A 19,598-nucleotide genomic window follows, 5' to 3' on the forward strand; every position below is an offset into this window, starting at 1 on the left:
CGTCAGCCTCCGGCGAGCTCGGGTTCGATGCGGGCGACCATGTCCTGGATGTCCGGCGCGAGCGCGATGCCGACGTCCACCAGCTTCATGTGGAGCTGGCGGATCATGAGCCGTCTGACCTCCTCCGGTGACCAGCCCAGCGACTCGAGCGCGAGCCTGCGGCTGGTGGCGCCGTTGATGGCCAGGATCGTTCTGAGTGTCTCGTGGATCTGCAGCAGCAGCCGCGGATCCTCGCGTACGGAGTCGCGCAGGAACCGCATCCCGAACTGGACATGCCTGGCCTCGTCGCGGCACGTGGCCGTGAACCCCGTGTAGTAGCCGGGCAGGAACCCCCGCTCCCGGCAGTAGGTCAGCGTGATCTTCATGACGGACAGCGCCAGCACGCCCTCGATCCACAGGAAGTACGTGGTGCCGTAGCGCACCCGCGCCGCCGGATCCTCGGGATCCTTGCGCAGTTCGTCGGCCTGGTACGCGAGCAGCCCGAACGGCCCCACGAACGTCTCGGAGACGTGCTCGAAGGACGCGTCCAGCACCTCCTGCACCGAATCGCCCGGCATGCCGACCACCTCACGGTAGAAGCGGTCGAAGAACACGGTGTGCCGCGCCTCGTCCTCGATCTGGCTGGACATGTAGATCTTGGACTCCTCGGAGCCGCCCAGCATGAACACCGGCAGCTCCACCTCGACCTGGCGCTCCCCATGGTGGAACCCCGCCGAGATCCCCACGAAGGCGTCCCGCTCCTCCTGGGTCATCCGCTCCCGCCAGTCGGTGACGTCCTGGGTGAAGTCCAGTTCGTAGACGTCCCACCGCTGGCGCAGGTAGCGCTTGTACAGCTCGGTGTAGTCGGGGAGTCGCTTGAGGTCGTGGTGGACGTACGCCAGGACGTCGTCGATGTCGAGGTCGCGGATCCCGCGCAGGTCAGAACTGGCGACATCGGACAGTTCGGTCATCCCTTGGCCTCCCCGAGGGCGGTTTGGACGGGCCTGCCGGCGGCGCGCCGCCAGGGCCCATTGAACATCACGATCGCGGGGATGAACAGGAGGAGGCAGCCCAGGGCCACGAACAGCCACGTCTGCCAGTTCGTCGCCTCGACCACGTGCGGGATGACCAGTAGTCCGATGACGGCGATGCCCTTGGAGAGGAACCCGAACAGCCCCCAGGCCGTGCCCTGCAGGCGCGGGTCGGCGTCCTCGGCGTCCTCGGAGTAGTTGGCCATCCAGGGCGCGTACGCGACTCCGAGCGAGCCGCCGAGCAGCGCGCCCACCACCATCAGCAGGCCGGTGGACCCGCCTTGCTGCCCGAGCGAGACGGCCAGGTAGGCGGTGACGAGCACGGCGGCGATCGTTCCGCCCAGGGTGAAAGGCTTGCGTAGCTGCGTACGGTCGGACAGCCGCCCTGTTACGATCAGCGTGATCAGATTCAGGCTCCAGAACGCCGCCATGATCGTGGAAGCTTCCGAAGTGCCGATGCCGAGCGCGCCGACCAGCATCGTCTGCCCGAAGAGCGACAGCGTGATGTAGAGCACCAGCCACAACGAGATGCCGACGACGTGCGCCCAGATGTTCCGCCTGGCGAAGAGCGAGCGCAGCCTGGGCGGTTGCTCCAGGTCGATCACCTGGCTGGCGGCCCGCTCCGTGTGCTGGATCCTGGCCCGCAGTTCGGGTGAGAGATCCGCGATGTTGAACGCGATGACCGCCGAGATGATCAGCGAGAAGCACCCCATGATGACGAACTGCGAGCGCCACGAGTCGTTGAAGAGGGGCAGGGTCAGGCCGGCGACGGCCGCGGCCAGGAAGTTCGCGCCGACGGGTCCCCACGTCCAGAAGCCGAATGCCTGAGCCCGGCCCATCCGCGGCGAGAAGTCGCGGATCAGCGGCGCGGTGCTGGCCATCGCCACGCCGTCCACGAAGGCCAGCACGATCCGAGCGATCAGCAGGTCACGCGGGCCCTGCACGAGCGTCATGACGAAACAACACACGGCCGTCAGCGCCATGAGCGGGATGAGCAATCGCACCCGGCCGAGCCGGTCGGTGAGTCTGCCGCCCAGGATGGAGGCGATCGCCCCGACCACCGCCGCCGCGCCGGACACGGCGCCGTAGGTGGCCAGGGACATGTCGAGGTCTTCGAGCAAGAGGGGGACGACTGGCGCGATCTGACCCTCGTACGAGCCGATGAGGATGGCCAGCACGGCCATTGCGAGGATCTTCATGCGCCGGCTGCCGGTCGGATACTCGTCGAGTTCGCGGACGTAGGACAGCCTCATGGCGTGCCTTTCTGTCGGCTGGACCCCGTCGCCGTTCTAGAAGCTAGCTCTAGAATTCTCTTCTGAGATGCTGCCCCTCACATCGGGCGTCGTCAAGGGTGAGCCGCCGGTCGGCGGCTAGAATCAAATTCTAGGATTTGTCTGGAGCAAGGGAGAGTCGTGCGTGGACCTGCAACTGGACGGCCTCGAGATGTCCTTCGACCACACGGCCGTGGCCGCGCCCCGGATCAGGGATCTGCTGCCGATCTATCGTGACCTGCTCGGTGGCCGGCACCTGGGCGGCGGTGGCGACAACCGGGTCGCCGGCTACCGCACCCTGCAGCTCACGTTCGCGGGCGGCGGCAAGGTCGAGCTCATGGAGCCGCTGGCCGGGTCGGCGTTCTTCGACTCCTTCTTCGAGCTCACCAGGGGGAGGGGCGGCGTTCACCATCTCAACTTCCACGTCGACGACCTGGCCGCGGCCGTGGCCAGGCTGACCGCCAGGGGCTTTCGCCTGCACGGTCTCAACCAGTCCAATGCGCGCTGGCAGGAGGTGTTCCTGCATCCCAAGGAGGCGCACGGCGTGCTGATCCAGCTCGCCCAGCCAGGCCGGCGCGGTCCCGGCGAGGTTCGTGCGGCCCTGGAGGAGGTGTTGGCGGGGCGTGGCAGGAACGGCAACGGCGTACCGAGCCCCTGAAGTCTTCCCTCGGTGCCGAGCGGAGATCTAGAGTGGGATTCTAGAACTAGATTGGGGAGGCCGATGAAGCCGGCACCTAAGCCCACACCCGAGACCCAGCCGTTCTGGGACGGCACGGCTGCGGGCGAGCTCAGGATCCAACGCTGCCAGACGTGCGCGCGGCACTACTTCTACCCGCGGCCGAGTTGCCCGCACTGCGGTGGCGACCAGGTCGAATGGGTCCGCGCCAGCGGTCGCGCGACCCTCTACTCGTACGTGATCAACCACCGCCCCGCTCCCGGCTTCGAGGACGACGGTCCGTACGCGATCGCGGTGGTGGAGCTGGAGGAGGGGGTGCGCATGATGACCAACATCGTGGGTGTGCCCAACACGCCTGAGGACCTGCCGCTGGACATGGCGCTGCAGGTGGTGTTCGAGCAACGAGGAGACGTTCACGTGCCGCTCTTCGAGCCCGTGGGGAGCCCCCGATGACCATCGTGATCGCGGGCGCCGCGGAGACCGACCGGCTGGGCCGCCTGCCGGACAAATCGACCATGCAGCTCCACCTGGAGGCCGCCAGAAACGCGCTGGCGGACGCGGGCATGACCAAGCACGACATCGACGGCATCGCGACGGTCGGCACCCCGGGCCCGATCCAGATCGCGCACTCCCTGGGCATCACGCCGGCCTGGCTGGACGGCACGGGTGTGGGCGGATCCTCGTTCCTCTTCCACGTCCGGCACGCGGCCGCCGCCATCCGCGCCGGTCTGTGCCGCACGGTCCTGATCACCCACGGCGAGTCCGGCCGGTCGCGCGTCGGCGCCGGCCGCTTCGGGATGGGTCCTGACTCGCTGCTGGGCCAGTTCGAGTTGCCGTACGGGGTGGTGGGGCCGCCGACGTCGTTCACGATCACGGCGCTGCGCTACATGAAGGAGACCGGCCTGACGCACGAGCAACTGGCCGAGGTGGCGGTGGCGCAACGGCGCTGGGCCGCCATGAACCCGCGGGCGATGTACCGCGATGTGATCACGGTGGACGACGTTCTGGCGTCGCGCATGGTCGCCTACCCGTTCCACCTGCTCGAATGCTGCCTGGTGACGGACGGCGGCGGCGCCCTGATCGTCACCTCGGAGGAGCTGGCCCGCCGCTCCCCGGTCTACCTTCTGGGCTCGGGCGAGTCGGCCGAGTCGCCGATCATCTCGCAGATGGAGGACTTCACCACCTCGAAGGGGTTCCGGCTGTCCGGCGAGTCCGCGTTCGCCGAGGCCAAGATCGGCCACGAGGACGTGGACCACCTCATGGTGTACGACGCCTTCGCCCACGTGCCGATCTACGGCCTGGAAGATCTGGGGTTCGTCGGCAGAGGGGAGGCGGGCGCGTTCATCGCGGAGGGCCACACTTCGCCGGGCGGCCGCCTCCCGCTCAACACCAACGGCGGCGGCCTGTCCTACACGCACACCGGCATGTACGGCATGTTCGCCATCCAGGAGTCGGTACGCCAGCTCCGCGGGGAGGCGGCGGCCCAGGTGCCGGGGGTGGAGGTGAGCGTGGTGCTGGGCAACGGCGGCATGTTCGCCTCGGCCGCCCCCTTGGTACTCGCCAACCACCTCCCCTGACCGAGGGCGACCCCCGTCGAACGGCCCCTCCCCATCCCCACTTGCCGCCCCGCCTCCCCTGCGGGCCCGGTGTGGGCTGCCCTTGGCCTCCGTGCGGGGCTGGCGTACGTCGTGGTTCGGAGAGTGCTGCTCCTGGCCTGGCGCTGCGGTGTGGGGAAGCGCCGGTCCTCGTGCGGCACCGGCGTACCCGGTGGTTGGGAGGGTGTCGGGGCCTGTCTGGTGGTGGGCGGTGGCTTCTTGTCGAGAATCAGATTCTAGAATCCGATCGGATAGGATGCTTGCATGGCACGTAAGTCCTCGTGGGAGTGGAGTCGTACGGCTCAGACTCGTAAGAGCATGCTGCAGGCGGCTCGCGAGGTCTTCAGCGAGCACGGCTTCGCCGACGCCAACGTCTCCGACATGGTCGCCCGCGCGGGCTCCAGCGTCGGCAGCCTCTACCACCACTTCGGCGGGAAGACAGAGCTGTTCCTGGCCCTGTACGAAGACCACCAGGCGGCGCACGAGCAGGCGTCGGCCTCCAGCGTGGCCAAGGCCAAGAAGGCCGGCGTCGACGACCCGGTCGAGTTGCTGATCGCGGGCGCCCGCGCCTACCTCGACGGGGCGTGGGAGCGGCGCGACCTGGTCAGGCTGTTCATCGACGGCGACGGGCCGCCGGGCTTCGAGCTGATCCGCCGCACCCGCAGCAGGGAGTGGGTGCGGCAGAACGCCGTGCTGCTCGGCGCGGGTGGCGACCCGCTCGACAGGTTCACCGTGGCTGTGCTGACCGGCATCATCGGCGAGGCCGCCCGCGAGGTGGCCACCTCCGACAGCGAGGAGGAGGCACGGGAGATCATCGAGGCGGCGATGGGCCTGATCCGCCGCCTCGACCCGCTCAAGACCCTCGACGAAGTCTGATCCACGTCCTCGACGAGGACGTGCGTCCCCGATGGCGCGGCCCCCGGGATGCGGCCGGTTCCGTGAATGCCGTCGGCCCCGGGAGGGTGTCCCCAGGGATGCGGCCGGTTCCGTGAATGCCGTCGGCCCCGGGAGGGTGTCCCCGGGGATGCGGCCGGTTCCGTGAATGCCGTCGGCCCCGGGAGGGTGTCCCCGGGGATGCGGCCGGTTCCGTGAATGCCGCCCGCCCCGGGAGGGCGTCCTCAGGTGACGCGAACGCCGGGTCGGGGAGTCCCGCGCTGAGGGCGTACAGCATGGTGGTTGATGTGCGCTCTCAGAGCGGGATCTCCATGCCGGGGGCGGGTCAGTCCTCCTGGCCCGGGATGCGGCCGTTGGTGAGCGCGTTGGGTGCGGCCTTGTCGACCAGAGCCGGGATGACGCCGCCCAGCTCTGCGGGGTCCCACCGGCCGCCCTTGTCGACGCCGGGACCCGCGTGCCAGCCCTCGGCCACGCTGATCACACCTGCGCGCACGTTGAACACCCGCCCGGTGATCGCGCGCGCCTCCGCACTGGCCAGCCAGACGACCAGCGGCGCGATGTCGTCCGGGTCGGCTCCCTTGGCGCCGGCCGGGATGAGGTTCTCGGTCATGCGGGTGAGGGCGGCGGGCGCGATGGCGTTCACGGTGACGCCGTACCGCTCCAGTTCGCGGGCCGCGATGACGGTCAGTCCCGCTATGCCCGCTTTGGCCGCTCCGTAGTTACCTTGTCCCGGGTTACCGTAGATGCCGGAGGACGACGTCGTGTTGATGATCCGGGCATCCACCGGCTCGCCGGCCTTCGCCTTGCCCCTCCAGTAGGCGGCGGCATGGCGCAGCGGTGCGAACGTGCCACGCAGGTGCACCCTGATCACGGCGTCCCATTCCTCGGCGGTCATGTTGACGAGCATCCGGTCCCGCAGGATGCCCGCGTTGTTGACCAGCACGTGCAGGTCTCCGAAGCGCTCGACGGCCGCGCGTACCAGCCGCTCCGCGCCGTCGAAGTCGGAGACGTCCTCACCGTTGACGACGGCCTGGCCGCCCATGGCCTCGATCTCGGCCACCACCTCGGCCGCGGCCCCGGACGAGCCGGTCCCGTCGACCTCCGCGCCCAGGTCATTGACCACGACCTTCGCGCCCTGCCTGGCGAACTCCAGCGCGTGCCCGCGCCCGATGCCCCTGGCCGCACCAGTGACGATCACCACGCGGCCTTCGACGATCCCGCTCATCCGACACCTCGATTCTTGACCCGCTCACGACGTGAACTAGATTCTAGTATTAAAATCTAGAAAAGGCAGGCCCCCTTTGCCGTCGACGACTCTCCCCGTCAGTCACCCCTGGCGAACGTTGTCCGTCGTGAGCCTCGCCAGCGTGCTGACCGGGCTCGCCGGCAGCGCCATCAACGTCGCTCTCCCCGAGATCGCCAGGAACACCGGGGCCGACGCCACCGCGGCGGGCTGGATCCTCCTCGGCTACCAGTTGACCACGACCGTTCTCATGGTGCTGTTCGGCCGGCTGGCCGATCTGTTCGGGCGGCGCAGGATGTACCTCGTGGGGCTGGCGACGTACACCGCCGCCGCGTTCCTCGCGGGACTGGCGCCGGACGCGTGGCTGCTCGTGGCCATGCGCGTGCTGCAGGCGGCCGGGGCCGCGATGTTACTCACCAACAGCGCCGCCCTGGTGTCCGACGCCTTCCCTCGCGAGCGGCTCGGCGAGGGCATGGGTGTGTACGTGGCCTCGTTCTCGATCGCGGGGCTGATCGGGCCGACGCTGGGCGGCATACTCGCCGAGAACCTCGGCTGGCGCTGGGTGTTCTGGTTCAACGTGCCCGTCGGTCTGCTCTGCCTCGCGTGGGGTGCGCTGGTGCTGAAGGCGCCGGCCCCGGACCGGCGCGAGCGCGGGCTCGACGCCAGCGGGAGCGTGCTGGTGCTGGTCACCCTGGGCGGGCTGCTGCTGGCGTTGTCGGAGTTCACCAGGCTCGGGTGGGGGCATCCGGTGGTGCTGGCCGGGCTGGCGGCGTTCGTGATCGGGCTGCCGCTGTTCGTCGTCAGGGAGTCGCGGGCCGCGCATCCGGTGGTGGACCTGAGTTTGTTCCGGGAGCGGGCGTTCGCGTACGGCACGCTCGCGTCGTTCCTCAACGCCGTCGCCCGCATGGGCATGGTCTTCCTGATGGCGCTCTACTTCCAGGCCGTGCGCGGTGAGGATCCCGTACAGGCGGGGCTGAAGGTGCTGCCGCTCGCCGTCGCCGCGATGGCCGGGTCGGTGAGCTCGGGGTTCCTGCAGCGCCTGATGAGCGCGCGTACGCTGGCCGCGGCCGGGGCTGCGATGACCACGTGCGGGCTGGTGGTCCTGCTCGTCACGATGTCCCCGGCCACGTCGTACGCGGCCGTGACGGCCGGGCTCGTGCTGATCGGGCTCGGCTCGGGCGTGTTCCTGCCCTCCAACACCACCACCATCCTGGACGGCCTGCCCTCCAACCGGCTCGGCATCGTCAACGCCATGCGCCTCATGCTGCAGAACACCGGCAACGTCGTGGGCACGGGACTGGTCCTGTCGATCCTCACCGCGCCGCTGCCCGCCGCCCTGCACGAGCTGGTCTTCGCCGGGACGCTGTCCCAACTCTCGGGCGGCGCGGTCGACCAGCTTGTGACCGGCTACCGCTGGGCGCTCGGCTCCATGGCCGCGATCTCGGTGCTGACCGTGCTGACCTGCCTGGCCCGGCGAAGGGACGGATGACCGGGGAAGGTACCGTTGCGGACGTGGTTGAACGCACCCCTCCCCAACGGCACATCTACCCCAGAACGGTGAGATTCGCCGACATCGACTCCCAGGGCCACGTCAACAACGTGCGCTTCCTCGACTATCTGGAGGACGCCCGCTTCGGCATGTTCCACATCGACCCGTACAACGCGGGGGACGAGCCGTTCAAGGGCCTGGTCGTGACCCGTCACGAGATCGATTACCGCCGCCCGCTCGGCTTCCGCGCCGACCCGGTGCGGGTGGAGAGCTGGGTGACCGGCATCGGAGCGGTGCGTTTCACCCTGGAGTACGAGATCCGCGACGACACCGACCTGTACGTCACCGCGAAGTCGGTCCTGGCCGCCTACGACGTGGAGCGGGCGGCCCCGCGCAGGCTCACCGAGAGCGAACTGGCCTACCTCAAGCGCTACTCCACCCAGAGCTAGATGAAGCTGAAGCGCAGGGCTGGATGAAGCGGGGAGCCGGACGAAGCGCAGGGCTGGATGAGGCGCAGCGTCATATGAGGCGCGGAGTCATATGAAGCGCTGGCTGATGCTGGCGCTGGGCGTCAACGCGCACGCCAGCGTCACACTGGGGCTCTTCGGCCTGCCCCTCGTCATGCCCGAAATCCAGCGACATTTCGGGGTCGATCTGCCGTTAGGCGGGATCATCGCCAACGCTCCGGCGATGGGCATCCTGGTCGCCCTCGTCGCCTGGGGCGCGCTGGCCGACCGGCACGGCGAGCGAGTGGTCCTCGGCACAGGCGTGGGCCTGGCGGCCGTGGCGTTCGCCGCCGTCGCGGTCGTGGAGGAGGCGTGGGCGGTGGTCGCGCTGCTCGCCCTGGCGGGCGCGGCGGGTTCGGCCGCCATGGTCGGCGGCGGGCGGATCGTGCTGCGCTGGTTCCAGCCGCCGGAGCGCGGCGTCGCCATGGGCCTGCGCCAGGTCTCCTTCACCCTCGGCATGGCCGTCGGCGCCTTCGCGTTGCCGCCGGTCGCGCGGGCGTACGGCCTGCCCGGTGTGCTTCTCGTCTGTGCGGCCGTGAGCCTGCTGGCCGCCGTGCTTGCCGCGCTCTTCCTGCGCGAGCCGCCGCACGCGATCCCCGGGTCCGGCACGGCGCCGGCCGGCTCGCCGTACCGGCAGCCGGGGCTGTGGCGGGTGCACGCCACCAGCGCGCTGCACGTGGTGCCGCAGATCGTGGTCAGCACGTACGGCGTGAGCTGCCTCGTCCGCGAATACGGCTGGGACGGCGTGGCGGCCGGCCAGTTGTTCGGCGTGGCGGCGATCGGCGGTGCCGTGGTGCGCATCGCGGCCGGGCGCTGGTCCGACCGGACGGGCCTGCGCATGCGACCCCTGCTGCTGATCACCATCGCGAACGTGGGCGTGCTGGCGTTACTGATCGCCGGCACCCTCGCCGGCACCTGGCTCGGCCCGGTCATGCTCGCGGTGGCCGCGGTGATGACCGTGGCCGGCAACGGCCTGGCCTACCTGGCGGCCGGCGAGTTCGCCGGGCCCGCGTGGGCGGGCCGGGTGCTCGGCACCCACAACACCATCCAGAACGTCGTCTCCCTGGCCGCCACGCCGCTCACCGCGATACTGATCACGACAGTGGGCTTCTGGGCCGGCTTCGCCACGGGCCTGGTCTGCACACTCCTCTCGCTGCCCGTCGTCCCCTTCCGCCGTGAGCGGCCCACCGGGTCATGACTCGGCTGAGTGGCCCACCGGGTCATGAGTCGGGTGGGCGGCCCGCCGGGTCATGAGTCGTGCCGCAGCCACACCGCCGCGTCCGGCGGCAGCAGACCGCGCTTGAGCGGGCCGCTCGACAGCAGGACGGCGTCGTGCGCCGGCAGCTCCACCGGCCGCGGGCCGCAGTTGATCGCGCAGGTCAACGGGCCACGGGTGAAGAAAAGCGCACCCTCGGGGGAATCCAGCCACTCCAACGTATAAGGAATGGATTCGGCCAGGTCACGGCGCCGGGCCAGGGCCTGGCGGTAGAACTCGAGCGTAGAGTCGGTGTCGCCCTCCTGCTTCTCGACGCTCAGCTCCGCGAACGTGGCCGGCTGCGGCAACCACGGCTCCACCCCGCCGGGCGAGAACCCGTGGGAGGGCGGATCCACCGTCCACGGGATCGGCACCCGGCACCCGTCACGGCCGGGCAGGGTGCGCTGCGACTGGAAGAACACCGGATCCTGCCTGGCCTCGGCGGGCAGGTCGGTCACCTCGGGCAGGCCCAGCTCCTCACCCTGGTAGAGATAGGCGGAGCCGGGCAGGGCCAGCATCATCAGCAGCGCCGCCCTGGCCCGCGCCAGTCCGGTGCCGGGGTCGGCCGTCTCGTAGCGGGTGCGGTGGCGTACGACGTCGTGGTTGGACAGCACCCACGTGGCGAACGGCACGGTCGCGAGGGTGTCATCGATGACCTCACGGAACGCCGTCGGCGACCAGGGCGCCTCCAGCCAGGCGAAGTTGAAGCTCTGGTGCAGCTCGTCGGGCCGTACGTAGCGGGCGAGGTCCTCTGGGCTGTCGGTCCACACCTCGCCCACCGCCATCCGCTCGCCCGGGTAGGCGTCCAGCAGCCTGCGCCAGTCGCGGTAGACGTCGTGCACCTCCGGCTGTCCCCATACCGGCGAGACCGACATGAACGACTGGTCGCCCACGTTGGGCAGCCCCTCCGCCTTGTAGAGCCCCATCGCCACGTCGATGCGGAACCCGTCCACCCCGCGATCCAGCCAGAACCGCAGGATGTCCAGGAACTCCCGGTGCACCTCGGGATTGCGCCAGTTGAAGTCGGGCTGATCGGGCGCGAACAGGTGCAGGTAGTACTGGCCGTCCGGCGTCTGGGTCCAGGCGGGACCGCCGAACGTGGACTGCCAGTTGTTGAACGTGTCGCGGAAGATGTACCGATCGCGCCCCTCGCCCCGCAGCGCCGCCTGGAACCAGGGATGCGCGGCGGAGCTGTGGTTGGGCACGATGTCCACGATCACCTTGAGCCCGTGCTCGTGCGCGCCGGCCACCAGCGCCTCGAAGTCGGCCAGCGTGCCGAACAGCGGATCGACGCCGCGGTAGTCCGCGACGTCGTAGCCACCGTCGGCCATGGGGGAGGGATAGAACGGTGTCAGCCAGATGGCATCCACCCCCAGCCACCGCAGGTACGGAAGGCGCTCCCACACCCCGGCCAGGTCGCCGACGCCGTCTCCTGAGGCGTCGGCGAAGCTGCGAACGTAGATCTCGTAGACGACGGCGTCACGCCACCAGGGGATATCCATGTGGCGTGTCATGCCCGTTATGCCGGTGAGTTCACCAGACTGTGCGCCGCGTAGACCAGGTAGTCCCAGAGCTTGGCCGCCTGCTCCTGCGGCAGTTCGAGCGAGTCGACCGCGTCACGCATGTGCCGCAGCCAGGCGTCCCGCTCCGGCTCGCCGATCACGAACGGCATGTGCCGCATGCGCAGCCTGGGGTGGCCGCGCTGCTCGCTGTAGGTCTTGGGGCCGCCCCAGTATTGGACCAGGAAGCCCCGCAGCCGCTCCTCGGCGCCCGCGAGGTCGGGCTCCGGGTAGAGCGGCCGCAGCAACGGGTCCTCGGCGACCCCCTCATAGAAGCGGTGTACGAGGCGCCGGAACGTCTCCTCGCCTCCGACGGCGTCATAGAAGGAGGTCTCAGTCACGCCCTTAGCCTATGGCGTGCCGCGCACCACAAGGTGCGCGGGCCCACTCACCCAGCGCCCGCTCACGCACCGGCCACCATGGGGATGCCCGCGGTGTCGAGCGCCGTCTTGACCCTGAGCCTGAGCTCCCTGGACACCTCGGCCTGCGCGGTGGGCAGCGTCTTGGCGGTGATGCGGAACACCAGCGAGCTGTCGGACAGCTGCTCCACGCCGAACACCTGCGGCTGCTCCACCATCTTGCTCTCGCGCAGTTCGGAGTCGGCCCAGATCTCCTCCGCCACGTGCTCCAGCAGCACCCGAACGCCCACGATGTCCGCATCGTAGGCGACCGGCACGTCCATGTAGGCCCGCGACCAGCCCTGTGACTCGTTACCGATCCTGGTGATCGTGCCGTTGCGTACGTACCAGACGCGGCCGTCGACGTCGCGCAGCCTCGTGACCCGCAGGGTGACCGCCTCGACCGTGCCGACGGCGGCGCCCGCGTCGATCACGTCGCCGACGCCGTACTGGTCTTCGAGGAGCATGAACATGCCCGCGATGAAGTCCTTGACCAGCTCCTGCGCGCCGAAGCCGACGGCCACGCCGAGGATGCCGACGCTGGTCAGCAGGGGGGCGATGGGGATGGTGAGCCGGTCGAGCACGGTCAGCACCGCGGTGCCGAGGATGACGATGGAGGCGACGTGCTTGAGGACCGAACCCATGGTCTCGGCCCGCTGCTTGCGGCGCTCATGGAGTAACGCGTCGATGCCGTCGGTCACCGCGCCCTTGCGGAACCTGCTGGTGATCGAGCCGCCCGCAGCCGCCCGGCCGACCACCCGGGTGATCAGCCGGTGCACGAGCTTGCGCAGCACGAACGCGAGCACGAGGATCAGGACGATGGTGACAGCACTGCTCGCCAGCGGCGCCCAGGGTGCGTTGCCGAACATCCTCACGAGGATAGAGCAAAAAAAGGTGTCACTTCGGCAGTCGGCCGCCATGCTCGAACTCATATTGTCCAAGCTCGGGATCCAGGACGCCGGCGGAGCCGAGGGCGGTGGCGATGAAGTCACCGGCAGCAACACTTGGTGGATCCCCCTCCGGAAGCGGTTCGGTCGGCTGATTGGACCGTTTCGATCCAAAAATACCGCCGACCGAACCGCCCGCCGTCACATCACGCCGGGGAAGACGGGGTCGCCGGGCTCTCTGGGCCGCGGAGGGAGAGAGCCGGCGCTCCAATGACGGACGGCTCGGTACGGGACACGCACCCGGAAGCATGTCCCGTACCGGTTCCGGGAGGGATCCCCCGAACACCCGCCCGGCGGACCGGACGGGTGGCTCTGTGCGAAGGGTGCGCGAGACCGTACGAGCCGGTGGCGGCGCGAGGCCGGAGCCGGCGGAGTGACCAGGGCCCCGGCGGGGCCCTCCGCACCGATCACTCCGCCGGCCCAGTGAGGCCGCGGTGGGTACGGTGAGCCGCGGTGGCTGCGCTCCACCCGGTTCACCGCGTCGTCACTCTCCCACCGCGGCGAGTACGCGGGCGACCTTCGTCGCCGCACCAGCCGGGTCGTCGGCCGTGTGCATCCGCTCACCCCAGGACCAGCAGTACCACCAGTCCGGAATGTCGGATACGGCTGTCGGCCGACAGGTGACGTTCTCGGCGAGGCTCGTCGCGTTAGGGTTGATCACCCGGACGAACCTGCGTCCGCTCTGGGTCTGGACCACTCGTGCAAGTAACCCGCGAGCGTCGAGTTCGGACACCAGACGCTCCAGGTGCTCGAAGTTGTCGTCCCCCACCGTTCGTCCTCCCTCGGAATCGCTGCCGGTGTGGGGCCCAACATGTCTTATGTCAAGGGCGCGTGCAACGAGGGGTGCCAGTGCGGGGGGAGTCGCTTCTCCCTCGTGGGATGTAAGAAACAGTCCCTCGGAGGACGATCCTTATCCCTAATCTTGAGGAGGGCGTTTCCAAGCCGTCCTCATTAGTTCATAGTCATGGGTAGGCGCACAGCTACATCCGGGCTACGCTCAGTCACCAGTTGCGGACCGGTCGACACATTCGTGAGAGGGGCCGGGATGTCCGGCAGACAACACAGGGAGACGGAGATCGCGCGGCGAATACGGGCCAGGGGCCTGGCCGCTGGGCACACCACCGCTCAGATCGCCGACGAGATCCACGAGACGTGCACGACGCAGTTCAACACGACTCGGATCAAGGCACACCGGCTTTCCTACGGGATCGCCCTGGCCGACGTCATCGAGCAGGTGAGAGCCCTGTTCGAGCGCGACAAGAAGCCGACGCCCGGCATCGGGGAGACGCTGCTCTCGGCCTATGAGAGCGGGCTCAAGCGTCCAGGGCCCGAATACATGCATTACCTGTGCACCGTCTACCGGGTCGAGCCGCTCGCGCTCGGCTTCGACGGGCCGTGCATCTGCGGTCACGGGCACCGGATGCCCGGGGTGCTGGGCGGCGAGGAGCGTCCCCTGCTGCCGACGGAGCGGGAGCTGACGATCTCGCCGATGGTGACCGAGCCCGACGCCGAGGAGGACGAGAACATCCTCCGGCGTAAACTTTTAAACCTCCTCAAGACCGACGGCACGTCCCCCGACGAGCTCGATGGACCGGTGCTCGGTGCGGCCGAGGGCATCAGACGGCGCATGGACGAGACGCTCGTCTCGGCCACCGTCTCCGCCGCGATGCTCGACCAGTGGGAGGAGGCGACCTACAGCTTCGGCCGCCAGTACACCACGACGGCGCCGCTGCGGCTGTTGTGCGACGTGCTGCTCGAGCTGAGCGCCGTACGCACGGCCATGTCCCGCCGTCAGCCGATCGACCTGCAGGAGCGCCTGTGCAGGATGGCCGCCCAGCTCTCCGGGCTGTGCGGCATGATCATGATCAACCTCGGCGACCACCGGCTGGCCCGCTCGTTCTTCCGCACCGGCCGCACCGCGGCCGACGAGACGGGAGACCGCGCGCTGCGCGCGTGGATCATCGCTCGCGAGTCGCTCGTGCCCCTCTACTTCGGCGACGCCCGCGAAGCGATCCACCTGGCCAAGCAGAGCCGCGACCTGGCCGGCTCGACGCCGTGCCCCGCGCAGGCCATGGCCCCGGTCGTGGAGGCCAGGGCGCTGGCCATGCTGTCGGGCGCCGACAGCAAGAAGGAGGTCGTCGACCAGGCCAAGCGCGCGCTGGCGCGGGCCAGGAACGCCTTCACGCACATGAAGAACGAGGAGAAGGAGGACGTCGCCTTCGGCTACACGGAGAAGCAGCTCTACTTTTACCAGGGCGACGTGCTCACCAAGCTCGGCCAGACGATCGAGGCCGAGGTCGTGCTTGACCAGGCGCTGGAGAAGTACCAGGACCACATCCTCGACCAGACGCTGATCAGGCTCGACCAGGCCCAGTGCAAGCTGATCGACGGCGACGTCGACGAGGCGATCTCCATCGCCACCCGGGCGATGGAAATGGTCAGCAACGATTACCTCACCGATTTCATCGTCAGGCCCGCCGCGCTGCTCGAGCGGGCGTTCATCTCGTGTGCTCCCGGTCACCAGGGCCTGGACGCCTACCAGGCGCAGTTGCGCCGGCCCAGGCGGCTCGAACCGAAGGGGGGAGGTGCGTGAAGCTGAAGATCCGGCGTTATCGCTGGTCCGATCTCGACACCATCCTCACGCTGCACCGGATCTGTCTCGCCGAGGTCGGCCTGGTCCCCGGCGACGGTGTCTACTACGACGACGACTTCCCACGCATCCAGGAGGTCTATCTGGCCTGCGGCGGCGACTTCCTGGTCGGTGAGGTGGCCTCGCGGGTCATCGCCATGGGCGGGCTGAAACCCGTCGACACGAGGACGGCCGAAGTCTGCCGGCTGCGGGTCCATCCCGAATTCCAGCGACGCGGCTTCGGCGCCGCCATGCTCATCGCCCTGGAGGAGCGCGCGCGGGAGCTCGGCTTCCACAGCGTCATCGGCGACACGACCCTCAATCAGGGAGCCGCACTGGCGTTGTACGAGCGCCAGGGCTGGCGCGAGCTCTCCCGGCACCAGGTCGGCGATCTGATCGTCATCTACGGTGCGAAGTGCCTGGTGGGCCCGGCGATGCTCGAGCTCTAGACGCACGGCCCCGCCCCCTCCCGAGGCCGTCCCCCTCTCCGTCCCCGCTGTCGGCGTGACGTCGCCGCCGACCCCGCGCCTTACGAGTCACCCGTTCACGGTGGCCGACCCGGCCGCGAGCGCGCGAAATTGTGCACGAATCTCATGAGGGATATGGCGGAAATTGCCGGTTCGCTGCACGAGCGGATAAGGATGTACGAACCCGCGGGTGAGGCTCTTAACTCCGAGTGGTAGAGGAACATCACCGGCTGCTCCCTGTACATCTCTGGCTGCGAATAGTAGTGAGATGCTGTCCGGCATGGCAGTCAGGCCCGCTCCACGACCCCTCCTCGGAGCCGTGCTTCTCCTGTTCGTCAGCGCCGCCTGGGGGTCGGCGTTCCCGCTGATGAAAGATCTCATCCATCGGTTACCAGTAGAGGATCTGCTCACCGAGCGTTACCTGATCGCGGCACTGACGCTCTTCCTCATCAAGCCGGGCTGCCTACGGGGGCTTCCGCGCGAGACGTGGATCAACGGGGTCATTCTGGGGGTCATGTTCGGGGTCGGACAGACCGCTCAGGCCATCGCGCTGGACAGCCTTCCCTCGGCCGTGTCCGGCTTCGCAGTCGGCTGCAGCGTCGTGATCACGCCGATTCTCGCATTCGTCCTGTTCAAGTCCAAGGCGCCGCGCAGGGTCTGGGCGGGCGTCGCTCTCGCGCTGGCCGGGATGACGGTGTTCACGCTGCTGCGCGGGTCGGAGGAGCACGAGGTCTCGGTGCCGGCGCTGGGGGTCACCCTCGCCGCGGCCGCGCTCTACTCCGGCCACACGCTCATGCTGGCCAGACTCTCCAGGCGTGGGGCGTTCAAGCCGTACGCGCTGACCGTGATCCAGCTCTTCACCATCGGGATGCTCACCGGGGGGTTCGCCATGCGGGAGGGGATCAGCCTGCCGGACAGCCCGCCTGACTGGCTGGTCCTGGCGCATCTGTCCGTGGTCTCGTGCGCGCTGGGGTTCCTGGCGCGTTCGTACGGGCAGGCGCACGTGCCCGCCGTGCCGAGCCAGATCCTGATGTCGTCGCAGCCCCTCTGGGTGGCCGCGATCGCGGTGATCTGGTTCGACGAGGAGGTCGGCTGGAGCATGGTCGTGGGCGGGGGCCTGATGGCGGTGGCGATGCTGCTCGCGGTGCCGGAGCGGAGCGCGCCTCCAGTGGACCGGCGCAGGAACGCCGACCTGCTCTTCGTCTCGCGCAGGGCGGCGCGGGCGCTGGCCGACCTGCGAGTCAAGCGGGTGGACCGGTTGCCGCTCGGCGGTTCTCCCGTGCCGTTCGTCGCCAAGGCGGCCTGTGCGGACGTCGAGTCGTGCCCCTGGCACACCCGCTCGCTCAAGGGCGGCGGGGAGCCCAGTCTGGAGCGGCTGATCGAGCGGGCGACCAGCATCATCCGCGCGCAGCACGTGCACGGGCCGGGCTGCTGCCAGTCCGTCACGCTGCTCGGCCGCTGCCTGTGCGACCTGATGGGACAGGCCGAACCCGAGCGGACCAGGAGGATGGCCAGACTCCGCTGGTTTCGATCCGAATAGGCTACAAATGCCGCTCAAAAGGCAAGTGGTTCTTATCCATTAGTCCACCACTTATTCACAATAAATCTTGATATTCGGTGGGGTGCGCTAATAATGGGGAGTTATCCCCCGAGTGAAAGGTACGTCATGAAGCGCATCGTTGTCCGCAAGCCTGGAACCGCGAGGCTCGCCGGGACCTCCAGCGTCATTCACAAGGGGTGACTGAGGAGAGGTCCCACCTCAGAGTGCAGGGCGAACCACCCGCCCGATGGGGGGCCGCGCGGCTGCTGATGCCGGTGATCGACGGGCATCGCGGGCCGCGCGGCCCCTACACTGTCGCCGCGGCGCTGCTGCGCCACCTGGTTCCTGCCGCCGTGGAACGTGCCGCCGGCCTCGTGGCGGCCCACGACATCGAGATCCTGGCCGCGGCGCCCGAACTGAGCGGGCTGGTGCGGGCCAGGCGGGTCACCATCGACGTGGGACTGTCCGACGAGGAGCGCATCCTGGTGCCGGCGCCTCGCCGTACGCTGCGGCTGGCCAACGGGCTGGCGGAGTTCGTACGCGATGTCGTGCGGCCGGGGCGGGCGCTGGTCGTGTGCAACGGCGCCGAGGCCGACCCGACGGACATCGAACTGCTCGATGTCATGGCGCGGCGGATCTCGCCCCGAACCCTCACGATCATGGTGTACTCGGGCGGCCCCGAGCCCGCGCCCGACCAGCGGGACATCGACGAGTTATGGGTGCTCGTGGACCGTTGCACGCGGGAGGGGTTCCTGCACGCCGTCGTCGAACTGGGAGAGCGCGGCCTGTCCCACACCGAGCCCGGCGGTACGCGCTGGTGGCGCTTCGCCCAGCGTACGGCGACCGCGCTCGGCGGGCTCGGGCGCACCGGCGAGGCCCGTGAGCTGTGGGACCGGGTGCGCCGGGCCAGCCAGGACCCGGCGATGCACGCCGCCGGCGCGTACGGCACCGCCATGCTCGACGCACGCCACCCCGACCCCGCGCGCCGGGACCTCGTCAGAGCCCAGGGGTGGATCAACGAGGCCATCGCCATCTCCAGCCTGCTGCCCGACCCGGCGGAGCGGGCGTTCAAACTGGGCTTCGACCGCAACGGCCTGGCGCTGATCGAACTGCGCCGCGGCCGGCTCGACGCCGCGCTCGCGCTGGTGGAGTCGGCCATCGAGCTGGCGCGCGAGCTGGGGGAACGCCATCCGCTGCACCGGATGGTGCTGCTGGCCAACCGGGCGCAGTTGCTGGCCGCGCTCGGGCGCACCAAGGAGGCGCTGGAGGACTACGCGAGCGCGATCGCGATGGACCCGGCCGTGCCCGACCACTACCTGGAGCGCGGGAACCTGCTGTTCAAGCTGGGCTCGTACGAGGAGGCGCTGGCCGACTTCGAGCGCGCGATCCTGGCCGGGCCGCCGATGCCCGAGGCGTACTACAACCGGGCGGAGCTGCGTACCGTGCGGGGGGATCTCGACGGCGCGCTGGCCGATCTGGGGCTGGTGATCGAGCTCGACCCCGGCTACGTGGACGCCTACATCAACCGGGCCGGGCTGCTGGCCGCGGCCGGTCGGGACGAGGAGGCCAGGGCGGACGTCTCGGCGGGGCTCGCCCTCGCGCCGGGGAACGCGTACCTGCTCACGGTGCTGGGCCAGCTGGAGACGGCGGCGGGGCGGCTGGCGGAGGCGCGGGCGGCGCTGGACCTGGCCGTGGACCGCGCGCCCGCGCTCGCGTCCGCCTGGGGGAACCGAGGGGTGCTCCGGTACGCGGCCGGCGACCCGGAGGGCGCGGTCGAGGACCTGACCAGGGCCATCGTGCTGCAACCCGAGCCCGACCTCTACGCCAACCGCGCCGTCGCCCTGCGCGCGCTGGGACGGGCGACGGAGGCCGAGGCCGACGAACACCGAGCCGAACATCCCGGCTGACGGGGCCGGACGGTGGGCGGAGCGTCCGGATTGATGGGATCAGACGACGGTGGCCCGAACATCCCGGCTGACGGGAGCCGAGCATTCCGGCTGATGGGATCAGACGACGGTGGGCCGCGCATTCCCGCTGACGGGGGCCGAGCATTCCGGCTGATGGGGGCAGCGGTGCGGCGGGTCGGGCGTCTCGGCTGATGGGAGCATTGGGGTATGAG

General features: G+C 69.5%; 18 protein-coding genes. 11 read left to right on the forward strand and 7 right to left on the reverse strand.

Going from position 1 to position 19,598, the window contains the following annotated elements; translation table 11 throughout:
• Positions 1 to 2: 2 nt before the first annotated feature.
• Both ITP53_RS10165 and ITP53_RS10170 read right to left on the reverse strand, forming a co-directional pair.
• Positions 3 to 950, reverse strand: coding sequence for a ribonucleotide-diphosphate reductase subunit beta (locus tag ITP53_RS10165; protein WP_195895081.1), 948 nt, complete (start codon positions 948 to 950; stop codon positions 3 to 5).
• Positions 947 to 2,263: an MFS transporter gene (locus ITP53_RS10170; RefSeq protein WP_195895082.1), complete on the reverse strand. Its 1,317-nt coding sequence runs from the start codon at positions 2,261 to 2,263 to the stop codon at positions 947 to 949. The genes ITP53_RS10165 and ITP53_RS10170 overlap by 4 nt, the downstream gene beginning before the upstream one ends.
• Before the next feature lie 163 nt (positions 2,264 to 2,426).
• On the opposite strand from ITP53_RS10170, the gene ITP53_RS10175 reads away from it, so the two are divergent.
• The 4 genes from ITP53_RS10175 (at position 2,427) to ITP53_RS10190 (ending at position 5,428) form a co-directional block, all read left to right on the forward strand.
• Positions 2,427 to 2,939 (forward strand): VOC family protein, encoded by a 513-nt coding sequence (locus tag ITP53_RS10175; protein ID WP_195895083.1) that lies wholly within the window; start codon positions 2,427 to 2,429, stop codon positions 2,937 to 2,939.
• Between the two features lie 63 nt (positions 2,940 to 3,002).
• Entirely contained in the window at positions 3,003 to 3,410 is a 408-nt protein-coding gene (locus tag ITP53_RS10180) for a Zn-ribbon domain-containing OB-fold protein (RefSeq protein ID WP_195895084.1), read from the forward strand.
• Positions 3,407 to 4,534 (forward strand): thiolase C-terminal domain-containing protein, encoded by a 1,128-nt coding sequence (locus tag ITP53_RS10185; RefSeq protein WP_195895085.1) that lies wholly within the window; start codon positions 3,407 to 3,409, stop codon positions 4,532 to 4,534. Before ITP53_RS10180 ends, ITP53_RS10185 begins: the two co-directional genes overlap by 4 nt.
• Positions 4,535 to 4,816: 282 nt before the next feature.
• Complete coding sequence (locus tag ITP53_RS10190; RefSeq protein WP_195895086.1) at positions 4,817 to 5,428, forward strand: TetR/AcrR family transcriptional regulator; 612 nt, start codon at positions 4,817 to 4,819, stop codon at positions 5,426 to 5,428.
• Positions 5,429 to 5,771: 343 nt separating this feature from the next.
• Here the strand turns inward: ITP53_RS10190 and ITP53_RS10195 are convergent, their stop codons facing one another.
• Complete coding sequence (locus ITP53_RS10195) at positions 5,772 to 6,671, reverse strand: SDR family oxidoreductase (RefSeq protein ID WP_195895087.1); 900 nt, start codon at positions 6,669 to 6,671, stop codon at positions 5,772 to 5,774.
• A gap of 127 nt (positions 6,672 to 6,798) precedes the next feature.
• Between ITP53_RS10195 and ITP53_RS10200 the strand changes: the two genes are divergently transcribed.
• From ITP53_RS10200 to ITP53_RS10210, 3 genes are all read left to right on the forward strand, one after another.
• Positions 6,799 to 8,178, forward strand: coding sequence for an MFS transporter (locus ITP53_RS10200; protein ID WP_328814345.1), 1,380 nt, complete (start codon positions 6,799 to 6,801; stop codon positions 8,176 to 8,178).
• A 23-nt stretch (positions 8,179 to 8,201) separates the two neighbouring features.
• Entirely contained in the window at positions 8,202 to 8,627 is a 426-nt protein-coding gene (locus tag ITP53_RS10205; protein WP_407941220.1) for an acyl-CoA thioesterase, read from the forward strand.
• 91 nt (positions 8,628 to 8,718) lie between these two features.
• On the forward strand, positions 8,719 to 9,882 hold the full coding sequence (locus ITP53_RS10210) for an MFS transporter (RefSeq protein WP_195895090.1): 1,164 nt from the start codon (positions 8,719 to 8,721) through the stop codon (positions 9,880 to 9,882).
• A gap of 50 nt (positions 9,883 to 9,932) precedes the next feature.
• Here the strand turns inward: ITP53_RS10210 and ITP53_RS10215 are convergent, their stop codons facing one another.
• The 4 genes from ITP53_RS10215 to ITP53_RS10230 all read right to left on the reverse strand — a co-directional run bounded on the left by ITP53_RS10215 (position 9,933) and on the right by ITP53_RS10230 (position 13,612).
• A complete protein-coding gene (locus tag ITP53_RS10215) occupies positions 9,933 to 11,441 on the reverse strand; it encodes a glycoside hydrolase family 13 protein (protein ID WP_195895091.1) in 1,509 nt (502 codons plus the stop codon).
• Positions 11,442 to 11,458: 17 nt separating this feature from the next.
• Positions 11,459 to 11,839 (reverse strand): globin, encoded by a 381-nt coding sequence (locus ITP53_RS10220; RefSeq protein WP_195895092.1) that lies wholly within the window; start codon positions 11,837 to 11,839, stop codon positions 11,459 to 11,461.
• Between the two features lie 62 nt (positions 11,840 to 11,901).
• Positions 11,902 to 12,765, reverse strand: coding sequence for a mechanosensitive ion channel family protein (locus ITP53_RS10225; RefSeq protein WP_236050656.1), 864 nt, complete (start codon positions 12,763 to 12,765; stop codon positions 11,902 to 11,904).
• Between the two features lie 562 nt (positions 12,766 to 13,327).
• Positions 13,328 to 13,612, reverse strand: coding sequence for a hypothetical protein (locus tag ITP53_RS10230; protein WP_195895094.1), 285 nt, complete (start codon positions 13,610 to 13,612; stop codon positions 13,328 to 13,330).
• Between the two features lie 276 nt (positions 13,613 to 13,888).
• On the opposite strand from ITP53_RS10230, the gene ITP53_RS10235 reads away from it, so the two are divergent.
• The 4 genes from ITP53_RS10235 to ITP53_RS10250 all read left to right on the forward strand — a co-directional run bounded on the left by ITP53_RS10235 (position 13,889) and on the right by ITP53_RS10250 (position 19,386).
• The gene (locus ITP53_RS10235) at positions 13,889 to 15,436 is read left to right on the forward strand and encodes a tetratricopeptide repeat protein (protein WP_195895095.1); all 1,548 of its coding nucleotides are present in this window, start codon (positions 13,889 to 13,891) and stop codon (positions 15,434 to 15,436) included.
• On the forward strand, positions 15,433 to 15,921 hold the full coding sequence (locus tag ITP53_RS10240) for a GNAT family N-acetyltransferase (protein WP_195895096.1): 489 nt from the start codon (positions 15,433 to 15,435) through the stop codon (positions 15,919 to 15,921). Before ITP53_RS10235 ends, ITP53_RS10240 begins: the two co-directional genes overlap by 4 nt.
• A 298-nt stretch (positions 15,922 to 16,219) precedes the next feature.
• Positions 16,220 to 17,479, forward strand: a complete 1,260-nt coding sequence (locus ITP53_RS10245) for a DMT family transporter (protein ID WP_195895097.1) — start codon at positions 16,220 to 16,222, stop codon at positions 17,477 to 17,479.
• A 197-nt stretch (positions 17,480 to 17,676) separates the two neighbouring features.
• Entirely contained in the window at positions 17,677 to 19,386 is a 1,710-nt protein-coding gene (locus ITP53_RS10250; RefSeq protein WP_328814346.1) for a tetratricopeptide repeat protein, read from the forward strand.
• Positions 19,387 to 19,598 lie beyond the last annotated feature (212 nt).

Source organism: Nonomuraea cypriaca (assembly GCF_015645445.1).
GTDB lineage: Bacteria > Actinomycetota > Actinomycetes > Streptosporangiales > Streptosporangiaceae > Nonomuraea > Nonomuraea cypriaca.

What these genes read in the sequence shown, in the direction of transcription:
- ITP53_RS10225 (WP_236050656.1), bottom strand. Translation starts at nt 12,765, where the DNA reads ATGTTCGGCAACGCACCCTGGGCGCCGCTGGCGAGCAGTGCTGTCACC.
- ITP53_RS10215 (WP_195895091.1), bottom strand. Translation starts at nt 11,441, where the DNA reads ATGGATATCCCCTGGTGGCGTGACGCCGTCGTCTACGAGATCTACGTT.
- ITP53_RS10195 (WP_195895087.1), bottom strand. Translation starts at nt 6,671, where the DNA reads ATGAGCGGGATCGTCGAAGGCCGCGTGGTGATCGTCACTGGTGCGGCC.
- ITP53_RS10180 (WP_195895084.1), top strand. Translation starts at nt 3,003, where the DNA reads ATGAAGCCGGCACCTAAGCCCACACCCGAGACCCAGCCGTTCTGGGAC.
- ITP53_RS10170 (WP_195895082.1), bottom strand. Translation starts at nt 2,263, where the DNA reads ATGAGGCTGTCCTACGTCCGCGAACTCGACGAGTATCCGACCGGCAGC.
- ITP53_RS10235 (WP_195895095.1), top strand. Translation starts at nt 13,889, where the DNA reads ATGTCCGGCAGACAACACAGGGAGACGGAGATCGCGCGGCGAATACGG.
- ITP53_RS10245 (WP_195895097.1), top strand. Translation starts at nt 16,220, where the DNA reads ATGGCAGTCAGGCCCGCTCCACGACCCCTCCTCGGAGCCGTGCTTCTC.
- ITP53_RS10185 (WP_195895085.1), top strand. Translation starts at nt 3,407, where the DNA reads ATGACCATCGTGATCGCGGGCGCCGCGGAGACCGACCGGCTGGGCCGC.
- ITP53_RS10165 (WP_195895081.1), bottom strand. Translation starts at nt 950, where the DNA reads ATGACCGAACTGTCCGATGTCGCCAGTTCTGACCTGCGCGGGATCCGC.
- ITP53_RS10190 (WP_195895086.1), top strand. Translation starts at nt 4,817, where the DNA reads ATGGCACGTAAGTCCTCGTGGGAGTGGAGTCGTACGGCTCAGACTCGT.
- ITP53_RS10210 (WP_195895090.1), top strand. Translation starts at nt 8,719, where the DNA reads ATGAAGCGCTGGCTGATGCTGGCGCTGGGCGTCAACGCGCACGCCAGC.